This is a genomic window from Flavobacteriaceae bacterium GSB9, assembly GCA_022749295.1.
GTDB lineage: Bacteria > Bacteroidota > Bacteroidia > Flavobacteriales > Flavobacteriaceae > Flavisericum.
The window spans coordinates 3,173,367-3,193,184 of record CP062007.1 but is presented as its reverse complement, the minus strand read 5'-3'; the positions used below and the strand labels follow the sequence as shown (position 1 = coordinate 3,193,184).

The following is a 19,818-nucleotide window of genomic DNA, read 5'->3' as shown; positions in this document are numbered from 1 at the left end:
TAGCCACTAAGTAAGTTTAGTGGCTTTTTTATTATATGAAATACAGGAACAGCACAATCAAAACGAGCATCACACTTCCAACAAATATATTTCGTTTGAGTTTTATTCTTCTGTTTTCTTTTCGTAATCGATCTCGTAACTTTTTTAATTCATAAGAAGAGGCATTAGCAGTTTTAAACTCTAGTTTATTGGCATTTTTAGCCGATAGCATATTTTTGAATTTATCCTTTTTAGACAGTAAACTTCTATTGTTTTTTATAGAAGAAATAGCTGATTGCACGACACCAAAACTCATAATTTATAAAGTTTAAATTCATAAGTATTAGTATCATAAATGAATAAAATGTTACAACACGAACTAGCACTAGTCACATTTAAGACTAGTAAATTGGTTATGCTGGATTATTGAATAACAATATAAGCCTACCTATTTCGCCAAAAGAACGGCGTAAACAAAATAAGCACCGTAAAGAGTTCTAGACGGCCAATAAGCATTAAAAACGACGCCCACCATTGTGCCAAATCGGGCAGTGCTGCGTAGTTGTTAACCGGCCCAAAATCGCCTAATGCTGGACCAACGTTACCAAGCGTGGATGCGGCCAAACCAATAGCCGACTTAAAATCGAGACCAAACATAGCAAACACCAAAGCCCCAATTATAAACGAAAGCATATATAGAATGAAGAACCCTAAGATATTGAACACAATATCGCCCGAAATGGCTCTTTTGTTATAACGCACTGGCAAAATAGCACTCGGGTGTAGCGTACGCTTAAATTCCAGAAAACCATTTTTTATAAGGATAAGATGGCGTACCACTTTAACCCCTCCCGAGGTACTACCTGCAGAGCCCCCCAAAAACATGAGTCCGAAAAAGAACACTACTAAAAAGGGTGTCCACATAGTATAATCGGCAGACACAAAGCCCGTTGTGGTTATTACGGTTAAAACCTGAAACAAGGCATGCCTAAACGCGCTTTCGCCCTTACCCCAAACCATGGGATGGTCGATAGTTGAAGCCGAAACATCTGCCTTAAAATAAATAAGCAGGGCTGCAATAGCCGTAAAAATAGTTATAAACTTAAAATAGAGTTTAAACTCTTCGTCATGAATTACTTTTTGCACCTTTCCCTTAAAGGCAAAATAACTCAACACAAAGTTGGTGCCCGCCAAAAACATGAATAAAATTATAATATACTGGATTACAGGGCTATCATTCCAATAGGCTACACTTGCATTTTTGGTTGAAAACCCACCAGTTGACAAGGTACATAAGGCATGGTTTATGGCATCGAAAAACGACATCCCCGCAAGATTTAAAAGCAATGTTTCTGCCGCGGTATAACCAAAATAAATAAGCCATAAGCGTTTTGCTGTATCTGTAATTCTAGGGTGTAATTTATCGGCACTTGGGCCAGGCGCTTCTGCAGCAAAAAGCTGCATACCACCAATACCCAATAAAGGTAAAATAGCAATAGCCAAAACAATAATACCCATACCCCCAATCCAATGGGTTAAACTTCGCCAAAACAAAACACCTTTTGGTACAGCCTCGATATCGTTTAAAATAGAGGCTCCCGTTGTGGTGTAACCCGACATTGTTTCAAAAAAAGCATTAGTAAAACTTGGAATACTTTCTGTAAGCAAATAAGGCAAGGTTCCTGAAAGCGACATAATTACCCAACCAAAACCTACTACTATATAGCCCTCGCGCTTATTTATTTCTTTTCTGTGCGATCGTGTTAACACCATGCTTATGCCTCCAATTATCGCTGTTATAATACCAGACATAAACAATTGTAGACTCACCCCATCTTGGTAAATAAAACTAATGAGCGATGATAGGAGCATAAAACTACCATTAAAAAGCAATAATAACCCTAGAAAATGAAAAATGATTTTGTAGTTAAGCTTCATAATGTTTTTTTAACTTAAGACAAGTGTGTCATGCTTCAATTGAGAATAATTTAAGTGATTTAGGTTAACGAAATAATCGTTCTACACCCTTTATGGATTGCAACAGGCTACACACCACAACACGATCGCCTTCACGAATTTTAAATCCTCCTAAGGCGATAATACCTTCCCCGTTCCTAACAACACCTCCAATAATGGCCGATCTAGGAAAATCAATATTCTTGATGTATTTATTGCATATTGCAGAAGTTGACTTAACCTCGAACTCCAACAATTCGGCATTCATATTGTTAAGTTTTGTCATAGCCACAACCTCTCCTTTTCTAATGTATCTAAAGATGGTATTTGCAGCAAGCAGTTTTTTATTGATTAGCGTTTCAATGCCCACAGAATGCGAAAGTTCAAAATAGTCCATATTTTCAACCAAAGCTACCGTTTTCTTAACCTCTTTCGATTTTGCCACTAAACAAGACATAATATTGGTTTCAGAATTGGCCCCTACCGCAATAAACGCGTCCATTTCGGTAATGTTTTCTTCCTCTAATACATCAACATTTTTTCCGTCACTGTTAATTACCAACACGTTGGGCAGTTCATCGGCTATATCGAAAGCACGTTCTCTATTGGCTTCAAATAATTTTACATTAAAGCCCTTACTTGACAGATCGCGAGCCGTTTTAAAACCAATTTGACTTCCGCCCAAAATCATGACATTTTTTATTTCCGTGTTGGATTTTCCAGTGAGTCGGCACAATTCTTCCCCGCCGCCTTCGGTTGTAATAAAAACTACATTATCGCCACGCTTAAACTGAGTATCGCCACGCGGAATTATGGTATATTGCGTACCAAAACGCTGAATGGCAATGGGCACAAAATGAATCTCAGGAAATATTCTGGCAGCTTCTTTTACTGTTTTGCCAACAAATGAGGCTGACTTAGACAAAGTTAAACCTACCATGGTTAAAGCGCCATTTTCAAACTCATAAGTATCGTTAAAGGACGACTGTTTAAGTGACAATTCAATCTCTGAAGCTGCCAACGACTCAGGTGAAATTAATTCATCAATTCCAAATTCGGTGAACCCCACCTCGTCTTTGTGGCGTATAAATTCTGTGTTTGATATTCTGGCAATGGTTTTTTTGGAGCCCAACTGCTTGGCCAACACACAAGCTGTAATATTTGTGGTTTCGCTAGATGTTACGGCAATAAACAAATCGGAAGACTCCACTCTGGCATCTTTTAAAATGGCTATGGATGTGGCATCGCCGCGAATTACCTTAATATCCAAATGGGTATCGGCATAGGCTAAACACTCCTTGTCGGTGTCTATTAACGTAATCTCTTGAGATTCGTAAGACAGCAGTTTTGCTAAATGAAATCCAACTTCACCAGCTCCGGCAATAATAATTTTCATTATCTATATAATCATAAAAAGTACGGCAAATATACTATAAATTAGATACTCACATATTAAATTGCTTCTTTATAATATTCAGCCACTTATTATTTTATGCATTAGTAAAAGTTTATATTTGTCGAAAAATTTTCAAGTTTGTCAAAAGTAAAGCCTTATAAAAACAGTGATTTGGGCAAAAAGGAACAAGTCACTAAAATGTTCGACACCATTTCTGGAGACTATGATGGTTTGAACCGTGTTATTTCGTTCGGAATAGATATAAAATGGCGAAAAAAAGTAGTAAAGCTTGTTGCCGAAAACGACCCTAAAACTATTTTAGATATTGCTACCGGCACTGGCGATTTGGCCATAAATCTAGCAGAAACCAATGCTAAAAAAATAGTTGGCTTAGATATTAGCTCCGGCATGCTTGAAATAGGAAAACAGAAAGTAAGAAAGAAAAATTTAGATTCCAGAATTGAAATGGTTTTGGGCGATAGCGAAAATATGCCTTTTGCAGACAATACTTTCGATGCCATTACTGTAGCTTTCGGCGTTCGTAATTTTGAAACCTTAGAAAACGGACTCAAAGAAATTTTAAGAGTGTTAAAGCCAGGTGGTACTTTTGTTATTTTGGAAACCTCGGTCCCCACTAAAACACCGTACAAACAAGGCTACAAATTCTACTCTAACAATATTTTACCTATTATTGGTAAAATATTTTCTAAAGACCGAAGTGCCTATAAATACTTAAGCGAATCGGCATCTGTTTTTCCTTATGGAGAAGCTTTAAACAATATTTTGCGTAAAATTGGGTTTATAAATGTTGAAGATTTTCCACAAACGTTTGGTGTGGCCACAATCTATAAATCATCCAAGTCATAACATGAAGTACGTTTTTGTATTATTTGCTTTTTTATTTATATCGCAAACCTCCTGCGCCCAGCTCTTTAAAAAAGAAAAAGTAACCTACGATGCTAACCAAGGTCGTGGTTCAACCGATAACAAATTACTACGTTGGGGCTACTTTTTGGGTTTTAGTAGTTACGATTTTAATTTTGACTATAACGACGACCTTAAAGATATATATGTAAAAAGAAATGCCGGTTTTAACGTTGGGCTAATAGGAAACCTGCGTGTTAACAATTTTATAGACTTGCGTTTAGAACCAGGACTTTTAATTACCACAAGGGAACTCTATTACAATCAAGAATATTTTGAGGGCATTCCGGATGTAAAATCTTCAGATTTAATAAGGGAAGTTAAATCGACCTACATTCACGTGCCGCTTTTGGTAAAAGTTTCCACCAAGCGCATCAATAATTTCAAACCGTTTATTGTTGGCGGTTTCTCAACGGCTTTAAATTTGTCTAGTAACGAAAAAAATCCTGAGGATAATAGCAACGGACAGTTTAGAACTACTAAAAATTCTATTTTTTACGAGCTAGGTTTCGGTATCGATTTTTATTTGTACAATTTTAAGTTCACCCCTTCCATACGTGGTGTTTTTGGAATAAATGATGAATTGGTGCGCGACGAAGACCCCAACAGCCCTTGGACCAGCAACATTAATAGTATGAAAACACGTGGTGTTTTTATTAATTTTACGTTTCAGTAATTATGCCCCCTCGCTTAAACTCACTCAATAAAATAGCGGTAGCTGTTGCCACGTTTAAACTTTCAGTGGCTTGCAAGTCTCCAAACCTAGGGATAGCTATTTTTTCTGTAATCAGTCTTTCAATTTGGTTTGAAATACCTTTAGCCTCATTTCCCATAACCAACACGCCACTTTTTGGTAAGCTTGATTGATACACATTTTCACCATCCATAGAGGCACCAAAAACAGAGCCATTGTAGGTACTTAAAAAGTTGGCTAAATCAACATAACAAACATTAACCCGTGTTATGGAACCCATAGTAGCCTGCACGACTTTGGGGTTAAAACAATCTACAGTATGACTGCTACAAATCAAATCGCTTACTCCAAACCAATCACAAAGCCTAATAATTGTACCAAGATTTCCAGGATCGCTAACAGCATCTAATGCTACAATCAAACCCTTATTGCTTATAGGCTTTGAGTCTGGAATTTCAAAAATAGCCAAGGCTTTATTTGGTGTTTTTAAAAAACTTATGCGTTTCAGCTCCTTTTCTGAAATAATCGTTTCATTTATGGCATCCATTTTGAAGGATTCAGTCGTAAATAATTCGTGGAGCTTAAGCGAAGAATGTAGTAGTTCGTTAATGGTTTTAACACCTTCAGCAACAAAAAAACCATGCTTTTGCCTAAACTTTTTTTGGTTTAAGCACGTTATTAACTTGATTTGGTTTTTAGAAATCATAAGGTTTCCATAAAATTTTTATAAAGAAAAGAAAATAATATTATGCCCTAGCAATTATACTATTTATTTCAGCCTAAATAGTGTATTTTTGAACAAAAAATAACTCGAACAGCACTTAAATTAACCGAAATTTCATTTGAAACGACGACTCTCAAAAATATTCATTCTAATCATTTTTATGAGATGTTTTATCTCTTGTGACGCTGCAAAAAGAGTTGCCGAAGACGAGTATTTATTAACAAAAAACACCATAACCGTAAATAACAAAAAAGACAACAGCGTTACCTTAAACAACCTAATCCACCAAAAGGCGAACCGAAAAATAGCCGGCATCCCGCTTAGATTGCACATTTATAATCTAGCCCGCCCCAACAGAGATTCGCTTTTTGAGGCTTGGTTAGACAAAAAGCCCAAACGACGAGAACGCCTTATAAAAAGATACTCAAAAAAACAGGTCGACAAACTAAAAACGTCTTTAGTGGGTTTTAACCATTGGTTAAAAAGAACAGGCGAACCGCCCACTGTTGTTGACGAGAATCTCACTAAAAAAACCGAAAAAAGACTTCAAGACTATCACATTAACAACGGATGGTTTAATGTAAAAACCGATTATGACATCAATAAAACAGAAAAGCAACGTGCCGAAATCGAATATCATGTAGAAACAGGTGCGCCCTTTATTCTCGACTCTATTTCTGAAATCATTACATCGCCTGCGGTTAAACAACTCTATAAAGACATAAAGGACAATGCCATAATTAAATCGGGGCAACAGTATAAAACCTCAAACTTTGAAGGCGAGCGCGAACGTATTTCCAGCGCGTTAAGAAATTCTGGTTTATACCATTTTAACCAAGATTATATTGCTTTTGAAATGGATACCATTGGAACAAACAAAAAGGTAAACGTAGACATTATTGTTCAAGACAGAGCCATAAGAACACCAGACTCGATTAGACACGAACCCTTTGAAATTTACAAGGTTAAAAATGTAAACATTATTACCGATTATACATTTGAAAACCGAGGCAAACCTTTTCAGGATTCTATTTCGTACAATAGCTACAAACTTTACAGCTATGGCAAAATGCGTTACCAACCCAAAGCATTAACCGATGCCGTTTTCATTACACCCGGCGAAGTTTTTAGGGATATTGACCGAACTCGAACCTATCGTCATTTAAACGAACTGCGCACATTTAAATACCCCAATATTGAATACATTGAAAATGCAGACCACACCCTTACAGACACCATTAGACTAACACCACTAAAAAAGTTTAGCTTAGGACTTAACACCGATGTATCCACGAGCAACATACAGACTGTGGGCTTTTCACTAAACCCTAGCTTGCTTATTAGAAATATTTTTAGGGGCGCTGAAACTTTACAAATATCAGCCATTGGGTCTATCGGCGCATCTGATGATGCCAGAGAAAAGGGCGATCCGTTTTTCGATATTAACGAGTTTGGGCTCGATTTTAAACTAACTATTCCTAGATTATTTACCCCGTTTTACACCGAAAACCTCATTCCTAAGTATATGCTGCCCAGTACAAGAATTAGTTTAGCCTCGACAAGCCAGACTAATATCGGTCTTGACAAACAAACTTTTAGCGGGATATTCAATTACAATTGGCACCCTAACAACAATGCTACCAATAGGCTAGATGTTTTTAATGTGCAATATGTTAGAAACCTAAATATTGATAATTATTTTGGTGTTTACCAAAACTCTTTAGCCTCATTAAATGAAGTGGCCAGAGATATTGGATACATAAACCAAGAAGAAAATTTAGAATTCCCTAACCAGGCCGACGAATTTATTGATTACGCATTAACCAGCCCCTTGCCCCCCGATATCAACAACGAACAAGTTTCTACGGTAAGCAATATTAAAGAACGAAAAGAACGACTCACCGAAAACAACCTAATTATCTCGTCAAGTTACAGTTTAACTTACGACGAGCGTACCAATTTATTTGATGAAGATTTCTTCATTTTTCGAGCTAAACTAGAATTGGCGGGCAATTTGCTGGCAACAGGATCTGAACTTCTAGGATTTCAAAAAAACAGCAACAATCGTTTTGAATTGTTTGATGTCGCCTATTCGCAATACGCGAAAACCGAATTTGAATACACCAAACACTGGGATTTAGGCAAGAAAAACGTACTAGCAATGCGAAGCTTTTTCGGTCTTGCTATACCCTATGGCAATTCTAACAGTATTCCGTTCGCAAAGAGTTTCTTTGCTGGTGGCCCCAACGATAATAGAGCATGGACAGCTTATAGTTTAGGACCGGGAAGCTCTAATACTACCAACGAGTTTAATGAGGCTAACTTAAAATTAGCATTGAGTGCCGAACAGCGATTCAACATTTTTGAAGACCTCAATGGTGCCATTTTTGTTGATGCTGGAAATATTTGGAATGTTCTGGACAACACTACAACCGAAGGTGCCGTATTCAATAGTTTCAACTCGTTAAAAGATATTGCCGTTGGCTCAGGATTTGGCCTGCGTTACGATTTTAGCTTTTTTGTTTTTAGGTTTGATATTGGCTTTAAAACCTACGACCCTTTTTATGGCGACCAAAACCGATGGTTTAACGATTACAACTTTTCTAACGCCGTTTATAACATTGGTATAAACTATCCATTCTAAATAAAAGGATCAGTGCATTTTATCAAATTACTTTAATTTTTCTCTTGAACTAAAAAAACTATAACGTTTTAGTACTTTTTATACTGTTTCCCAACTTAAAATCTCAATGATTTATTTAAAAATTGATTACTTTTGAAAACATATTAATTTACTAATCACTCAAATAGAAAAATATGGGACACAACATAAAACCAGGTGTAGCCACAGGCGATGAAGTTCAAGCTATATTCAACCATGCAAAGGCCAACAACTATGCGTTACCCGCAGTTAACGTTATAGGTTCTGACACTATCAACGGTGTTTTAGAAACGGCTCGCGATTTAAACGCTCCTGTAATTATCCAATTTTCAAACGGTGGCGCTCAATTTAACGCAGGAAAAGGCTTAAGCAACGACAACCAAAAAGCTGCTATTGCTGGTGCTATTGCTGGTGCTAAGCACGTACACACTTTATCTGAAGCTTATGGTGTTCCCGTAATTTTACATACCGACCACTGTGCAAAAAAACTATTGCCTTGGATTGATGGTATGCTAGATGCCAGCGAACAACATTATAAAGAAACAGGAAAGTCGCTGTTCAGTTCTCATATGATCGATCTTTCAGAAGAACCTATCGAAGAAAATATAGAAATCTGCAAGCAATATCTAGAGCGCATGAGCAAAATGGACATGACTTTAGAAATTGAGCTTGGCATAACAGGTGGCGAAGAAGATGGTGTAGACAACACAGATGTTGATGACTCTAAATTATATACACAACCCGAAGAAGTAGCGTATGCATTCGAAGAATTGAGCAAAGTAAGCCCAAGGTTTACCATTGCCGCTGCTTTTGGTAACGTTCATGGGGTTTACAAGCCTGGTAACGTAAAATTAACTCCAAAAATCTTGAAAAACTCGCAAGAGTATATCACTAAAAAATACGGCGTAGAGCATAACCACATCGATTTTGTATTCCATGGTGGTTCGGGTTCTTCAGTTGAGGAAATCAGAGAAGGTATCAGCTATGGTGTTATAAAAATGAATATCGATACCGATTTGCAATACGCCTTTATGAGTGGCATTAGGGATTATATGGGAGAGAAAGCCGAATATTTGAAAGCTCAAATAGGAAATCCCGATGGCGCCGACGTTCCAAACAAAAAATACTACGACCCTCGTGTTTGGTTGCGCGAAGGAGAAAAATCGTTTGTGGAGCGCTTGAAAAAAGCTTTCGAAGACCTAAACAACGTAAACACACTATAATTATAGTTTAAAATACGCACAAAAAAGACCTCTCCCACAGAGGTCTTTTTTTTGTTATACGGTTTAAAAACAGTATCTTAACAGAAGTAGAAAAAAGAAACGACAAACAAAACCTTTATTGGTTACCTCAAAATCAAAAAAAGACTTAATTTTGTAATTGGTTTTTTTGCAAACCGTTAATTGCATATATGAAAATATTTGGGGCTTTCTTAATTTTTTGATGCAAAAGCCCAAGCGGTCTAACTAAAACAAAATTCTCTTTTTTATAAGAGGAAGATAAAAAACAGAAAAATTAGTATGTCTTGGTTTAAAAGAAAAACAAAAGGAATAACAACAACAACAGAGGAAAAGAAAGACACCCCAAAAGGGCTGTGGTATAAATCGCCTACTGGAAAAATAGTTGACGCAGAAGAACTTGAAAAAAACTTTTACGTAAGTCCTGAAGACGGTTACCACGTTAGAATTGGCAGTAAAGAGTACTTCGAAATACTTTTTGACGATAATAAATTCAAAGAATTAGATGCCAACTTAGAATCTAAAGATCCTTTGAAATTCGTTGATACAAAAAAATACCCAGACCGTTTAAAATCTGCTCAGGAAAAAACAGAATTAAAAGACGCCATTAGAACAGCTGTTGGAAAATCTAAAGGCAAAGATTTAGTTGTTGCCTGTATGGATTTTGCTTTTATTGGTGGTTCTATGGGAAGCGTAGTTGGGGAGAAGATTGCCAGAGCTGCGGATTATGCTTTGAAGAAAAAAATACCGCTTATGGTAATCTCTAAATCTGGAGGCGCCCGTATGATGGAAGCTGCATTTTCGTTAATGCAATTGGCCAAAACATCGGTTAAATTGGCGCAGTTGGCAGACGCAGGAATTCCTTATATCTCACTTTGTACCGATCCAACAACTGGAGGAACAACAGCCTCTTTTGCTATGCTAGGAGACATTAATATTAGCGAGCCTGGTGCCCTCATTGGTTTTGCAGGCCCAAGAATTGTAAGAGACACCACCGGTAAAGATTTACCTGAAGGCTTTCAAACTTCGGAGTTTCTTTTAGAACATGGCTTCTTAGATTTTATCACACTAAGAAAAGACCTAAAAAATAAAGTAAACCAATATCTCGATTTAATATTAAACCAACCTTTAAGAGTTTAAATCACAATCAACAAAACCAAAAGCGCCCGAAATTTGTTTTGGGCGCTTTTGGTTTTAAACACTTAGCCATAACCAACCCAAACAGTCCTTAGGCAACCTAAAACCTAAAAACTACATTTTATTCATTCGGATTTAATTTTCAGGAAAAGCTTCAATTTTATTTTGCTTTGCTACAGTAAAACTTTATAAGAAAAGAAATGTTGCCGAATCATAAAAATTATCTATCTTTGCCGCTCGAAAGAAAGGCTTTCGTGTACATAACAATCATTTACAATAATATTAGCATGTATTTATCAAAAGAAGAAAAAGAAAACCTCTTTGCTAAACACGGTAAAGGTAAAAACGACACCGGTAGCACTGAAGGGCAAATTGCGTTGTTTACACACAGAATCAACCACTTAACAAAGCATTTAAAAAACAATCAAAAAGACTTTAACACTGAGCGCTCGTTAGTTAGCCTAGTAGGTAAACGTCGTGCTTTGCTTGACTATCTAACCAAAAAAGATATCTTAAGATATCGTGCGATAGTTAAAGAATTAGGACTAAGAAAATAAAAGAAAGAGGCTATTACGGCCTCTTTTTTGTTTTAAATACAACTCTGCGTCGAGTATAAAAGCGTTTTGAAGAAGCTTATCACAGTTTTTCATTGGTCATTTACAACAACTACACACAACAACACACGACCATTGTTTAACACGATTTGGGCTTGCGCCTAAATTACAAGAAAAATTTTATGATTCCACAAGTTTTTAAAGAGGTTATAGACCTTGGTGACGGTAGAGAAATTTCTATCGAAACCGGAAAATTAGCAAAACAAGCTCATGGTAGCGTTGTTGTGCAATCTGGAAACTGCATGCTGCTTTGTACAGTAGTTTCCAATTACAAGTCGGCCGATGTTGACTTTTTACCATTAACGGTAGATTACCGTGAAAAGTTTGCCGCTGCAGGTCGCTACCCTGGTGGATTCTTTAAAAGAGAAGCCCGACCAAGCGACGGCGAGGTTTTAACTATGCGTTTAGTAGACCGCGTATTGCGTCCGCTTTTCCCAAAAGATTACCACAGCGAAACCCAAGTGATGATTCAATTGATGTCTCATGACGAAAACGTTATGCCCGATGCTATGGCAGGCTTAGCGGCTTCTGCTGCCATTCAATTATCAGATTTCCCATTTGAGTGCCCTATTTCTGAGGTTAGAGTTGGCCGCATAAATGGTGAGCTTATCATCAACCCATCTTTAGCGCAATTAGAAGAATCTGATATCGACATGATTATTGGTGCCAGTGCAGACTCAGTAATGATGGTTGAAGGAGAGATGGATGAGATTTCTGAAGAAGAAATGACAGAAGCTATCAAATTTGCACACGAAGCTATTAAAGTGCAATGTGAAGCTCAAGTAAAATTAGCTGAAGCTTTTGGCAAAAAAGAAACCCGTGAATATGAGCCGGAAGCAGAAGATGAAGATTTGGCCAAGAAAATTCATGATATGGCGTACGACAAAGTATACGCCGTAGCCAAAGCAGGCTCTTCAAAACACGAAAGAGGGGCTGCATTTGCAGAAATAAAAGAAGAAATTATTGCTTCCTTTTCTGAAGAAGAACAAGAAGAATTAGCCGATTTAATCTCAAAATACTACAGCAAAGCTGAAAAAGCAGCCGTAAGAGACCTCACTCTAAATGAAGGTTTACGCTTAGATGGCCGTAAAACGACCGACATCCGCCCAATTTGGTGCGAAGTCGATTATTTACCATCAACCCACGGTTCGTCAATCTTTACACGTGGCGAAACTCAAGCCTTGGCCACTGTTACCTTAGGAACATCGAGAGAAGCCAACCAAATAGACATGCCGTCATTTGAAGGCGAAGAACGTTTTTATTTACACTATAACTTCCCTCCTTTTTCAACCGGTGAAGCCCGTCCAATTCGTGGCACATCGCGTCGTGAAATTGGCCATGGAAACTTAGCACAACGTGCATTAAAAGGCATGGTTCCAGAAGATTGCCCATACACCGTTCGTGTTGTTTCTGAAATATTAGAATCTAACGGTTCGTCATCTATGGCAACGGTTTGCGCCGGAACTATGGCCATGATGGATGCTGGGGTTCAACTTAAAAAACCTGTTTCTGGTATTGCCATGGGATTGATTACCGATACCGAAAGCGGAAAATACGCCGTACTTTCAGATATATTAGGAGATGAAGACCACTTAGGTGATATGGACTTTAAAGTAACCGGTACAGCTGATGGTATTACGGCTTGCCAAATGGACATTAAAGTAAAAGGCCTTTCATACGAAATACTTGTTAACGCTTTAAAACAAGCTCGCGAGGGTCGTTTACATATATTAGGTAAGATTACTGAAACTATTGCCACACCAAGTACCGATGTTAAATCGCATGCGCCTAAAATGGTTACACGAATTATTCCTAACGAATTTATTGGCGCACTTATTGGTCCTGGCGGAAAAGTAATCCAAGAATTACAGAAAGAAACCAATACAACCATCGTTATCAATGAAGACCCTGTTACCGAAGAAGGTATCGTTGAAATCTTAGGTACCGGACAAGAAGGTATCGAGGCCGTTCTAGCAAAAATTGATGCGTTAATGTTTAAACCTGAAGTAGGCAGCGTTTACGAAGTAAAAGTAATTAAAATGCTTGATTTTGGTGCTGTAGTTGAATATACCGAAGCTCCAGGAAACGAAGTATTGTTGCACGTAAGCGAATTGGCTTGGGAACGTACCGAAAACGTTAGCGACGTGGTTAACATGGGCGATGTTTTTGATGTAAAATACTTTGGTATTGATTCTAGAACGAAAAAGGAAAAAGTGTCTAGAAAAGCGCTTTTACCAAAACCTGAAGGTTTTAAAGAAAGACCTCCGCGCGACAACAACCGTGGTGGACGCGACAATAGAGGTAGAGACAATCGTGGACGGGACAACCGTCGTGACGATAGAAGACCAAGAGGAGACAAAAGAGATAATTAATTTCTTTTAATCTTAATAAAGTTAAGTCCGTTTCAAAATTTGAGACGGACTTTTTTTGTTATTCTCAATAAACCTCTTTGCTTTTCCACAAAATGTCACCGACATACTGTCAGTTTTATTTGTTTATGTAAATTATGAAATTGTCATTTATACAACCTTTTCGGCATTTTGCCTACAAATATTTTAACAAAACTTCAAAAAACATTAAATTACCAAAAATCTAAAAAACTAAATTCCATTTTGGCATTGTCGCATAAAAATTGCGGCTTATAAGCCAAACAAATAAGTTTATTAACCAAAAAACATTTATGAAAGTATTAGTAATTGGAGCAGGAAACATGGGTTTAACATACTCAGAAGGCATGGCAAAATCGCCACTATTGAGTAAAAACAAACTCAAAATTTACGACACTGACCCAGAAAAAATTACAACTTTAAGCAAAGACGAACGATTTGATGTTTACGACAATTTGAACGACTGCCTACCAGAGGCCGATGTCGTTTTTATAGCAGTTAAGCCTTACCACAGTGATGCGCTGTTTGAAGAAATCAAGCCCATGATTAATAAAGGGCAGATATTTGTTTCTTTAATGGCCGGTGTTACCATAGAAACCATTCAACAAAAATTAGACGCTACAAAAGTAGTTAGAACTATGCCCAATTTACCAGCTCAAGTTGGTAAAGGCGTAACCTCTTTTACCGCCTCTAGCGAGGTTTCAAACGTAGAACTTATTATGGTTCAAGGCCTTTTAGATACTACGGGAGCATCCATCCATGTAAGCACGCAAAATTTTATTGATGCTTCAACTGGTATTTCGGGAAGTGGTCCTGCATACGTGTTCTATTTCATGCAAGCCATGATGGAAGCCGCAAAAAAAATGGGCTTCTCCGAAAAAGACTCTAAAACCATGGTAACCAACACCTTTGAAGGCGCTGTTGAACTCTATAAACAATCGGACATAACACCAGAAACTTGGATAAGCCGAGTAGCTTCAAAAGGAGGTACAACGCAAGCAGCCATAGATTCGATGGTAAGCAACAATGTAAATCAATTTATTCAAGAAGGGGCATTTGCCGCTTTCAACAGAGCTGTTGAACTAGGTAAAAACAAATAAAATGGCAGAAGATCAAGAAGAAATTAAAAGAGTAGTTGTTAAGGTTGGCACCAATGTACTAACCAACAGAGACAACCGAATTTTAGGCCCTGTTTTGAGGGAATTAGTTAGACAAATCGCAGTACTTTATGAGCGTGGCATTATGGTGATTTTAGTATCATCGGGTTCGGCCATAGCAGGAAGAGAAGTACTTGGCGCAACTAAAACCAAGGACAAATCGATTCGCAGACAGATTTATTCGTCTATCGGCCAACCTCGTTTGATGCGTTATTATTATAATATTTTTGCCGATTACGGTATGTATTGTGCTCAAGTATTAGCTACAAAACGTGATTTTGATGCTGGCTTGCACCGTGAAAACATGATTAATTGCTACGAAGGCCTTTTATCTGAAGGCGTTATTCCAATTGCCAATGAGGACGATGCGGTATCGCTTACCATGTCAATGTTTTCGGATAACGATGAATTGGCAAGTTTGGTTGCCGAGTTGCTTGATGTTGATAGATTGATTATATTGTCTGATACAGATGGGCTATACACAGGGCATCCTGACGATGAAGGTTCAAAAAAACTTAGAGAAGTAAAAGTTGACGAAAACGTTGAGAAATACGTAAAAGCATCTAACAAAAAAGAAGGCGAAGGCCGTGGTGGTATGGCTTCCAAAATTAAAATAGCCAAAGGCACTGCCGAAAAAGACATCCCAACCTTTATCGCTAACGGAAAACGCGAGAATGTTATCGTCGACATTATTGACGATAAAGAAATAGGTACAAAATTTATACACTAAAACACAAAAAAATCATGAAACTTTTAAGTTCAGATATAAAAAATAATGTTCTTCAATCTATGATAAATATTATAGATAGAGAGCGTGATAACATTATAAAAGCCAACAAAAAAGACCTCGACGCTTTTAACCGTGACGACCAAGCGCTTTACGACCGTTTGGTAGTTGACTCCGCAAAAGTAAACGGTATGATTCAAGCCATAAAAGAAGTGAAAGATCAAGACGACCCTGTTGGAAAGGAAATCTCAAACGTAACGCTTGATAGTGGTTTAAAAATAACTAACAAAACAGCTCCTTTCGGAACTATTTTAATTATTTATGAATCACGACCAGATGTGACCATTGAAGCGGCTGTTTTGGCGTTTAAGGCCAATAACAAAATACTATTAAAAGGAGGCAAAGAAGCTATTAATAGCAACCTGATTTTAGAAGAGTGCTGGCATGAAGCTCTAGCTGAAAATGGATTAGATAAAGACTGGATTAGGCTTTTGCACCTAAAACGCGAAGAAACTCAAGAATTTTTAAGAAATCCATCAGAACCCTTAGATTTAATCGTACCTCGAGGTGGCGAACGTCTTATTAAGTTTGTTAAAGACCATGCCAGTTGCGCCGTATTGATAAGCGGAAGAGGCAACAACTTTTTGTATGTTGCAGAAGATGCTGATTGGAAAAAAACAGTTAAAGTATTGGTAAATGCCAAAACCCACAAAATATCAGGTTGCAACGCCTTGGATAAGGTTTTAATCAATAAAAATATACCTAACTACGAAGGAAAAGTAAAAGAACTTCAGCAGGTTTTACAGAATGTGAATGTTGATATTCTTGTAGATGAAAATATTGGAAAAATTCTTCCAAATGAAAATAAAATTCCTAACGAAGATACTTGGTACGAAGAGTTTTTAGCTTTAAAAATTCTTTTGGCCGAAGTTGATTCATTAGACCAAGCCATAGAAACCATAAACACATATTCTGGCGGGCACTCTGCAGCCATCCTAACAGAGGATAAAGAGAAAGCCAATTTATTTATGGAGCAAGTGGATAGTGCCGCTGTTTACCACAATGCCTCTACCCGCTTTACCGATGGTGGACAAATGGGCGTTGGCGCCGAATTGGCCATTAGTACCGATAAGTTACACCATCGTGGCCCACTTGGATTAAAGCAATTGGTTACCAATAAATATTATGTTTTTGGTGATGGGCATGTTAGAGTCTAAAACCATAATTTATCTATAAATCCCAGAACCACCTATATTTTAGGTGGTTCTTCACTTAAACTCTATGTCACAATTATTGGTACAATAACCGTAGCTCTGTACAGCGCTTCAAATAAAAATTCCTACCACCATTTAAAGGCATCCTGAGATATTAAAACGAGTGTGGCAATTGCCACTACGGGCAGCGCAATAGTTAAAATTGTTGATGTTGTTTTATCCTTTTCTTTAACAGTGTGAGTATAATCTTCATTTAAAGCAAATTTTAAGATTTTGCCATTAATTCTCTTGATACCATAGTAATGGCCATCTTCAAGTATTATCCTGTGAAATTTATCAATATTATTGTTTTTGGATTCGATTCTAACCTTGGACTCTTTTGCAACAGCCTGTCCTAGTGATATCTGGTCAGATCGGTAAACCGTGCAGCTTTGAAAAAGGATAGTTACACTAAATATTAGTGAGATTAGATTGAGTTGTTTGTTAATTGTTTTCATAATTCTATTTTTAAACGTTTTAAAATTGTAACAGTATGAATGATAAGCTTTCACTCTTTGGTTAATTTGAAACCGAGCATTTATTTGTTTATAGGCCACTGATAAAATCGGTGGTTTTCTGTTGTTTGCATAAATACTATCCAATTTTAGATTCCCCTACCTCACCTTAAAGTCATCTTGAAACACTAAAGTTGCAGAAGCTCCAATAGCAAACAGAAACACAATTGTTAAAAAGATTTTTTTATACAAAATCTACTTTAAAGAGTATGTACAAGTAAGGCTGACAAGCTACTGGCCAGAATAAACTTTAATGAAGAATCTAAATCATCACGAATCCAGACATGCATTCTATTAGCTGGCATCACTTGAACAGCAGCCAGAGACTTTGATCCTTGCCAAAGTTCATAACCTAATATGGGGTTAAGCCAAGACCTTTTTTTGCCGTCTTCTCTTACGGTAACTTTTTTAATTTCAATAGTGGTATTTGCACCGATCAAAGCGCCCCGAAATTTTGTGATAGTATCCTGCTTTATATCTCCATTTTGAACTTCTGCATAAACAGGATAAACTAAAGTTAGCCTCCATGGAATTGTGTCTCTTGAAAATGAAAAATCTGTTTCAAATACCCCTTCTCCTTTTTTAACTTCAGAATCGGACCAATTTAAGAAAGTGCGAGAAAACCAATTCCCGTCATCTGTTTCGATATTTTCTGTTATACGGATATTTGCGATACAGGTATCGCCTATTTTATTCACAAAAACAAAGGACTGTTTGGAAGAAGATTTTATAGATGTATGATCACCAAAAAAAGGTGATTTAGAGCGAACTTTTACCCAACCCTGTTTTCCCGAAATTATTTTAAATGGCCCAAACTTATATCTTCCAATAGCTCTGATTCCTTTTCGTTTAACGGTGAAGAATTGACTATTTTCCTTAAGTTGCTCATCAATTTTTATCTTTTTTTGGGCAGATATGGGATGAGTAAAAGCCAATTGAAAGCAAACACTCAATAGAATTGTATAAAAAATTTGTTCGATTGTTTTCATGATATTATTTTTTTAAAATTGTACAAAAAGCACTTATTGATTAGCTAATTAATAAATGTAGTTTACTGGCACTAAGTTATAACCATTAAAATGGTCACTATAAAGACCCTCCGGTATCTAAATAAAATGCCGTAACAATTATACCCAGGATAGAACCAATAAAAACTCCAAATGTTGAAATTGAGGATACTGCCCTATTTTCTTCATTTACACTTAAAACCGAACCCTCATCCAGAGTTATATATTTTAATTCACCTTTAACTTTTTGAACGCCATAAAATTTTCCTTGCTCAAAATCAATCCGCTTAAACCTATATGAATCATTATTAGTGGTTGTAACCTTAACTTTCGATTTACTTTTAAACGCATGTTCTAAAGTACTATTGGCCGATTTATAAACTGTACAGCTTTGCAAAAGCACAACCAAAGCAAAAAACTTAGCAATTAACCTGATTAATTTTTTAATTGTTTTCATAATTCTATTCAATATTACTTCGCTTTTACAGCATACTATTTTATTTGAATTGTGTATTCTTTGGATGCCGTAGCAGAATCACATAAACTTACACCGTTAAGTGAATCAACACTCAAAAGAATTTTAAACTCATAAATCCCGGCCCCTGTTGGTACACCTTCAAATATTATTCTCCCTGAGCTTAAATAGACATTTATCCCTTTAGGTACTTAGCCTTCAATTTGAAAATCCCACACATAAACATCCGTATTTGTCCTTTGAGGCACATACGGAATCAAATCATCATAATACGCCTGGCCTAAATACGCTATTTTTAATTGTTTAGACGGAAACTCGGGAGGTTTTAAACCCTTTAAGCAATTAAGAGCAGCTTCACAACTAAAAAAGGCGAATACCGCAAATAAAATAGAAGCGATTAATCCTAAAAATGATATCTTGATATATGGCTTCATGACTATTTAATTCAACTTATTGGTTTTTAATTTCAACTGAGTTTTTAAAAGCTTTCCAATTGGCTGCATTTCCATTGATGAATAGAGTTTCAGAATTTTTTAAACCAGCCACTATACCTCCCAGCGCACCTCCGCCAAGGGCTCCCAAAATACCAAAGCCAGCAGCTCCCTCACTTGCAGAGTAACCAAAAATCCATGCATCGGGATCTGCCGTAGAAATTCCGGCAACAATTCCTAGAGAAGCCCCCATCACCGACCCCATTAGTACATTATGCCCTCCTGACCGTTTTGTTTTTATTTTACCTATTTCTAAAAAGTTAATCTTCTTTATTTTATCCCTACTTTTAATTCCAATTATGGAATCGTTCAGAAAAGCCATTTGCCCTTTGGCTATTTTTTTTCCGCTCAAATTATAAACCCTAACAAATGTGTCAAAATCTATAAATTTCTTTTGTGCGCCTGAGCATAGAACACAAAAAATAGCGGCTACAAGAGCGACCTTTTTAAATATTTTATTAAATGTTTTCATAACTTAAAAT

At 36.9% G+C, this 19,818-nt stretch carries 19 protein-coding genes; 10 read left to right on the top strand and 9 right to left on the bottom strand.

Annotated features, from left to right (window positions below; genetic code table 11):
• Positions 1-31 precede the first annotated feature (31 nt).
• The 3 genes from GSB9_02848 to trkA all read right to left on the bottom strand — a co-directional run bounded on the left by GSB9_02848 (position 32) and on the right by trkA (position 3,331).
• A complete protein-coding gene (locus GSB9_02848) occupies positions 32-295 on the bottom strand; it encodes a hypothetical protein (protein ID UKM66267.1) in 264 nt (87 codons plus the stop codon).
• A gap of 128 nt (positions 296-423) precedes the next feature.
• Complete coding sequence (locus tag GSB9_02847; protein ID UKM66266.1) at positions 424-1,917, bottom strand: TrkH family potassium uptake protein; 1,494 nt, start codon at positions 1,915-1,917, stop codon at positions 424-426.
• Positions 1,918-1,981: 64 nt separating this feature from the next.
• Positions 1,982-3,331 carry a Trk system potassium transporter TrkA gene (gene trkA, locus GSB9_02846; GenBank protein UKM66265.1) on the bottom strand — a complete coding sequence of 450 codons (1,350 nt, stop codon included), beginning with the start codon at positions 3,329-3,331 and terminating at the stop codon, positions 1,982-1,984.
• 138 nt (positions 3,332-3,469) lie between these two features.
• Here trkA and ubiE point away from each other — a divergent pair, with 138 nt between their 5' ends.
• Together ubiE and GSB9_02844 are read left to right on the top strand one after the other, a co-directional pair.
• A complete protein-coding gene (gene ubiE / locus GSB9_02845) occupies positions 3,470-4,198 on the top strand; it encodes a bifunctional demethylmenaquinone methyltransferase/2-methoxy-6-polyprenyl-1,4-benzoquinol methylase UbiE (protein ID UKM66264.1) in 729 nt (242 codons plus the stop codon).
• Position 4,199: 1 nt separating this feature from the next.
• Complete coding sequence (locus GSB9_02844; protein UKM66263.2) at positions 4,200-4,931, top strand: PorT family protein; 732 nt, start codon at positions 4,200-4,202, stop codon at positions 4,929-4,931.
• Here GSB9_02844 and GSB9_02843 read toward each other — a convergent pair.
• The gene (locus GSB9_02843) at positions 4,918-5,655 is read right to left on the bottom strand and encodes an RNA methyltransferase (GenBank protein ID UKM66262.1); all 738 of its coding nucleotides are present in this window, start codon (positions 5,653-5,655) and stop codon (positions 4,918-4,920) included. The genes GSB9_02844 and GSB9_02843 overlap by 14 nt on opposite strands.
• Positions 5,656-5,833: 178 nt before the next feature.
• Here GSB9_02843 and GSB9_02842 point away from each other — a divergent pair, with 178 nt between their 5' ends.
• From GSB9_02842 to GSB9_02835, 8 genes are all read left to right on the top strand, one after another.
• Positions 5,834-8,317 carry a BamA/TamA family outer membrane protein gene (locus GSB9_02842; GenBank protein ID UKM66261.1) on the top strand — a complete coding sequence of 828 codons (2,484 nt, stop codon included), beginning with the start codon at positions 5,834-5,836 and terminating at the stop codon, positions 8,315-8,317.
• 173 nt (positions 8,318-8,490) lie between these two features.
• Positions 8,491-9,558: a class II fructose-bisphosphate aldolase gene (gene fbaA, locus GSB9_02841; protein ID UKM66260.1), complete on the top strand. Its 1,068-nt coding sequence runs from the start codon at positions 8,491-8,493 to the stop codon at positions 9,556-9,558.
• A gap of 297 nt (positions 9,559-9,855) precedes the next feature.
• Positions 9,856-10,713: an acetyl-CoA carboxylase, carboxyltransferase subunit beta gene (accD, locus tag GSB9_02840; GenBank protein ID UKM66259.1), complete on the top strand. Its 858-nt coding sequence runs from the start codon at positions 9,856-9,858 to the stop codon at positions 10,711-10,713.
• A 284-nt stretch (positions 10,714-10,997) separates the two neighbouring features.
• The gene (gene rpsO, locus GSB9_02839; protein ID UKM66258.2) at positions 10,998-11,267 is read left to right on the top strand and encodes a 30S ribosomal protein S15; all 270 of its coding nucleotides are present in this window, start codon (positions 10,998-11,000) and stop codon (positions 11,265-11,267) included.
• A gap of 179 nt (positions 11,268-11,446) precedes the next feature.
• On the top strand, positions 11,447-13,696 hold the full coding sequence (locus GSB9_02838) for a polyribonucleotide nucleotidyltransferase (protein UKM66257.1): 2,250 nt from the start codon (positions 11,447-11,449) through the stop codon (positions 13,694-13,696).
• 308 nt (positions 13,697-14,004) lie between these two features.
• Positions 14,005-14,811: a pyrroline-5-carboxylate reductase gene (gene proC / locus GSB9_02837; GenBank protein UKM66256.1), complete on the top strand. Its 807-nt coding sequence runs from the start codon at positions 14,005-14,007 to the stop codon at positions 14,809-14,811.
• Between the two features lies 1 nt (position 14,812).
• Positions 14,813-15,598, top strand: a complete 786-nt coding sequence (gene proB / locus GSB9_02836; protein UKM66255.1) for a glutamate 5-kinase — start codon at positions 14,813-14,815, stop codon at positions 15,596-15,598.
• A 14-nt stretch (positions 15,599-15,612) separates the two neighbouring features.
• The gene (locus tag GSB9_02835; GenBank protein UKM66254.1) at positions 15,613-16,812 is read left to right on the top strand and encodes a glutamate-5-semialdehyde dehydrogenase; all 1,200 of its coding nucleotides are present in this window, start codon (positions 15,613-15,615) and stop codon (positions 16,810-16,812) included.
• Positions 16,813-16,934: 122 nt separating this feature from the next.
• On the opposite strand, the gene GSB9_02834 is transcribed toward GSB9_02835, so the two are convergent.
• The 5 genes from GSB9_02834 to GSB9_02830 form a co-directional block, all read right to left on the bottom strand.
• On the bottom strand, positions 16,935-17,306 hold the full coding sequence (locus GSB9_02834; protein UKM66253.1) for a hypothetical protein: 372 nt from the start codon (positions 17,304-17,306) through the stop codon (positions 16,935-16,937).
• A gap of 257 nt (positions 17,307-17,563) precedes the next feature.
• Complete coding sequence (locus GSB9_02833) at positions 17,564-18,352, bottom strand: hypothetical protein (GenBank protein ID UKM66252.1); 789 nt, start codon at positions 18,350-18,352, stop codon at positions 17,564-17,566.
• 97 nt (positions 18,353-18,449) lie between these two features.
• The gene (locus GSB9_02832) at positions 18,450-18,827 is read right to left on the bottom strand and encodes a hypothetical protein (GenBank protein ID UKM66251.1); all 378 of its coding nucleotides are present in this window, start codon (positions 18,825-18,827) and stop codon (positions 18,450-18,452) included.
• Positions 18,828-19,036: 209 nt separating this feature from the next.
• Positions 19,037-19,279: a hypothetical protein gene (locus GSB9_02831; GenBank protein ID UKM66250.1), complete on the bottom strand. Its 243-nt coding sequence runs from the start codon at positions 19,277-19,279 to the stop codon at positions 19,037-19,039.
• A gap of 16 nt (positions 19,280-19,295) precedes the next feature.
• Positions 19,296-19,808, bottom strand: a complete 513-nt coding sequence (locus GSB9_02830; protein ID UKM66249.1) for a hypothetical protein — start codon at positions 19,806-19,808, stop codon at positions 19,296-19,298.
• Between the last annotated feature and the right edge of the window lie 10 nt (positions 19,809-19,818).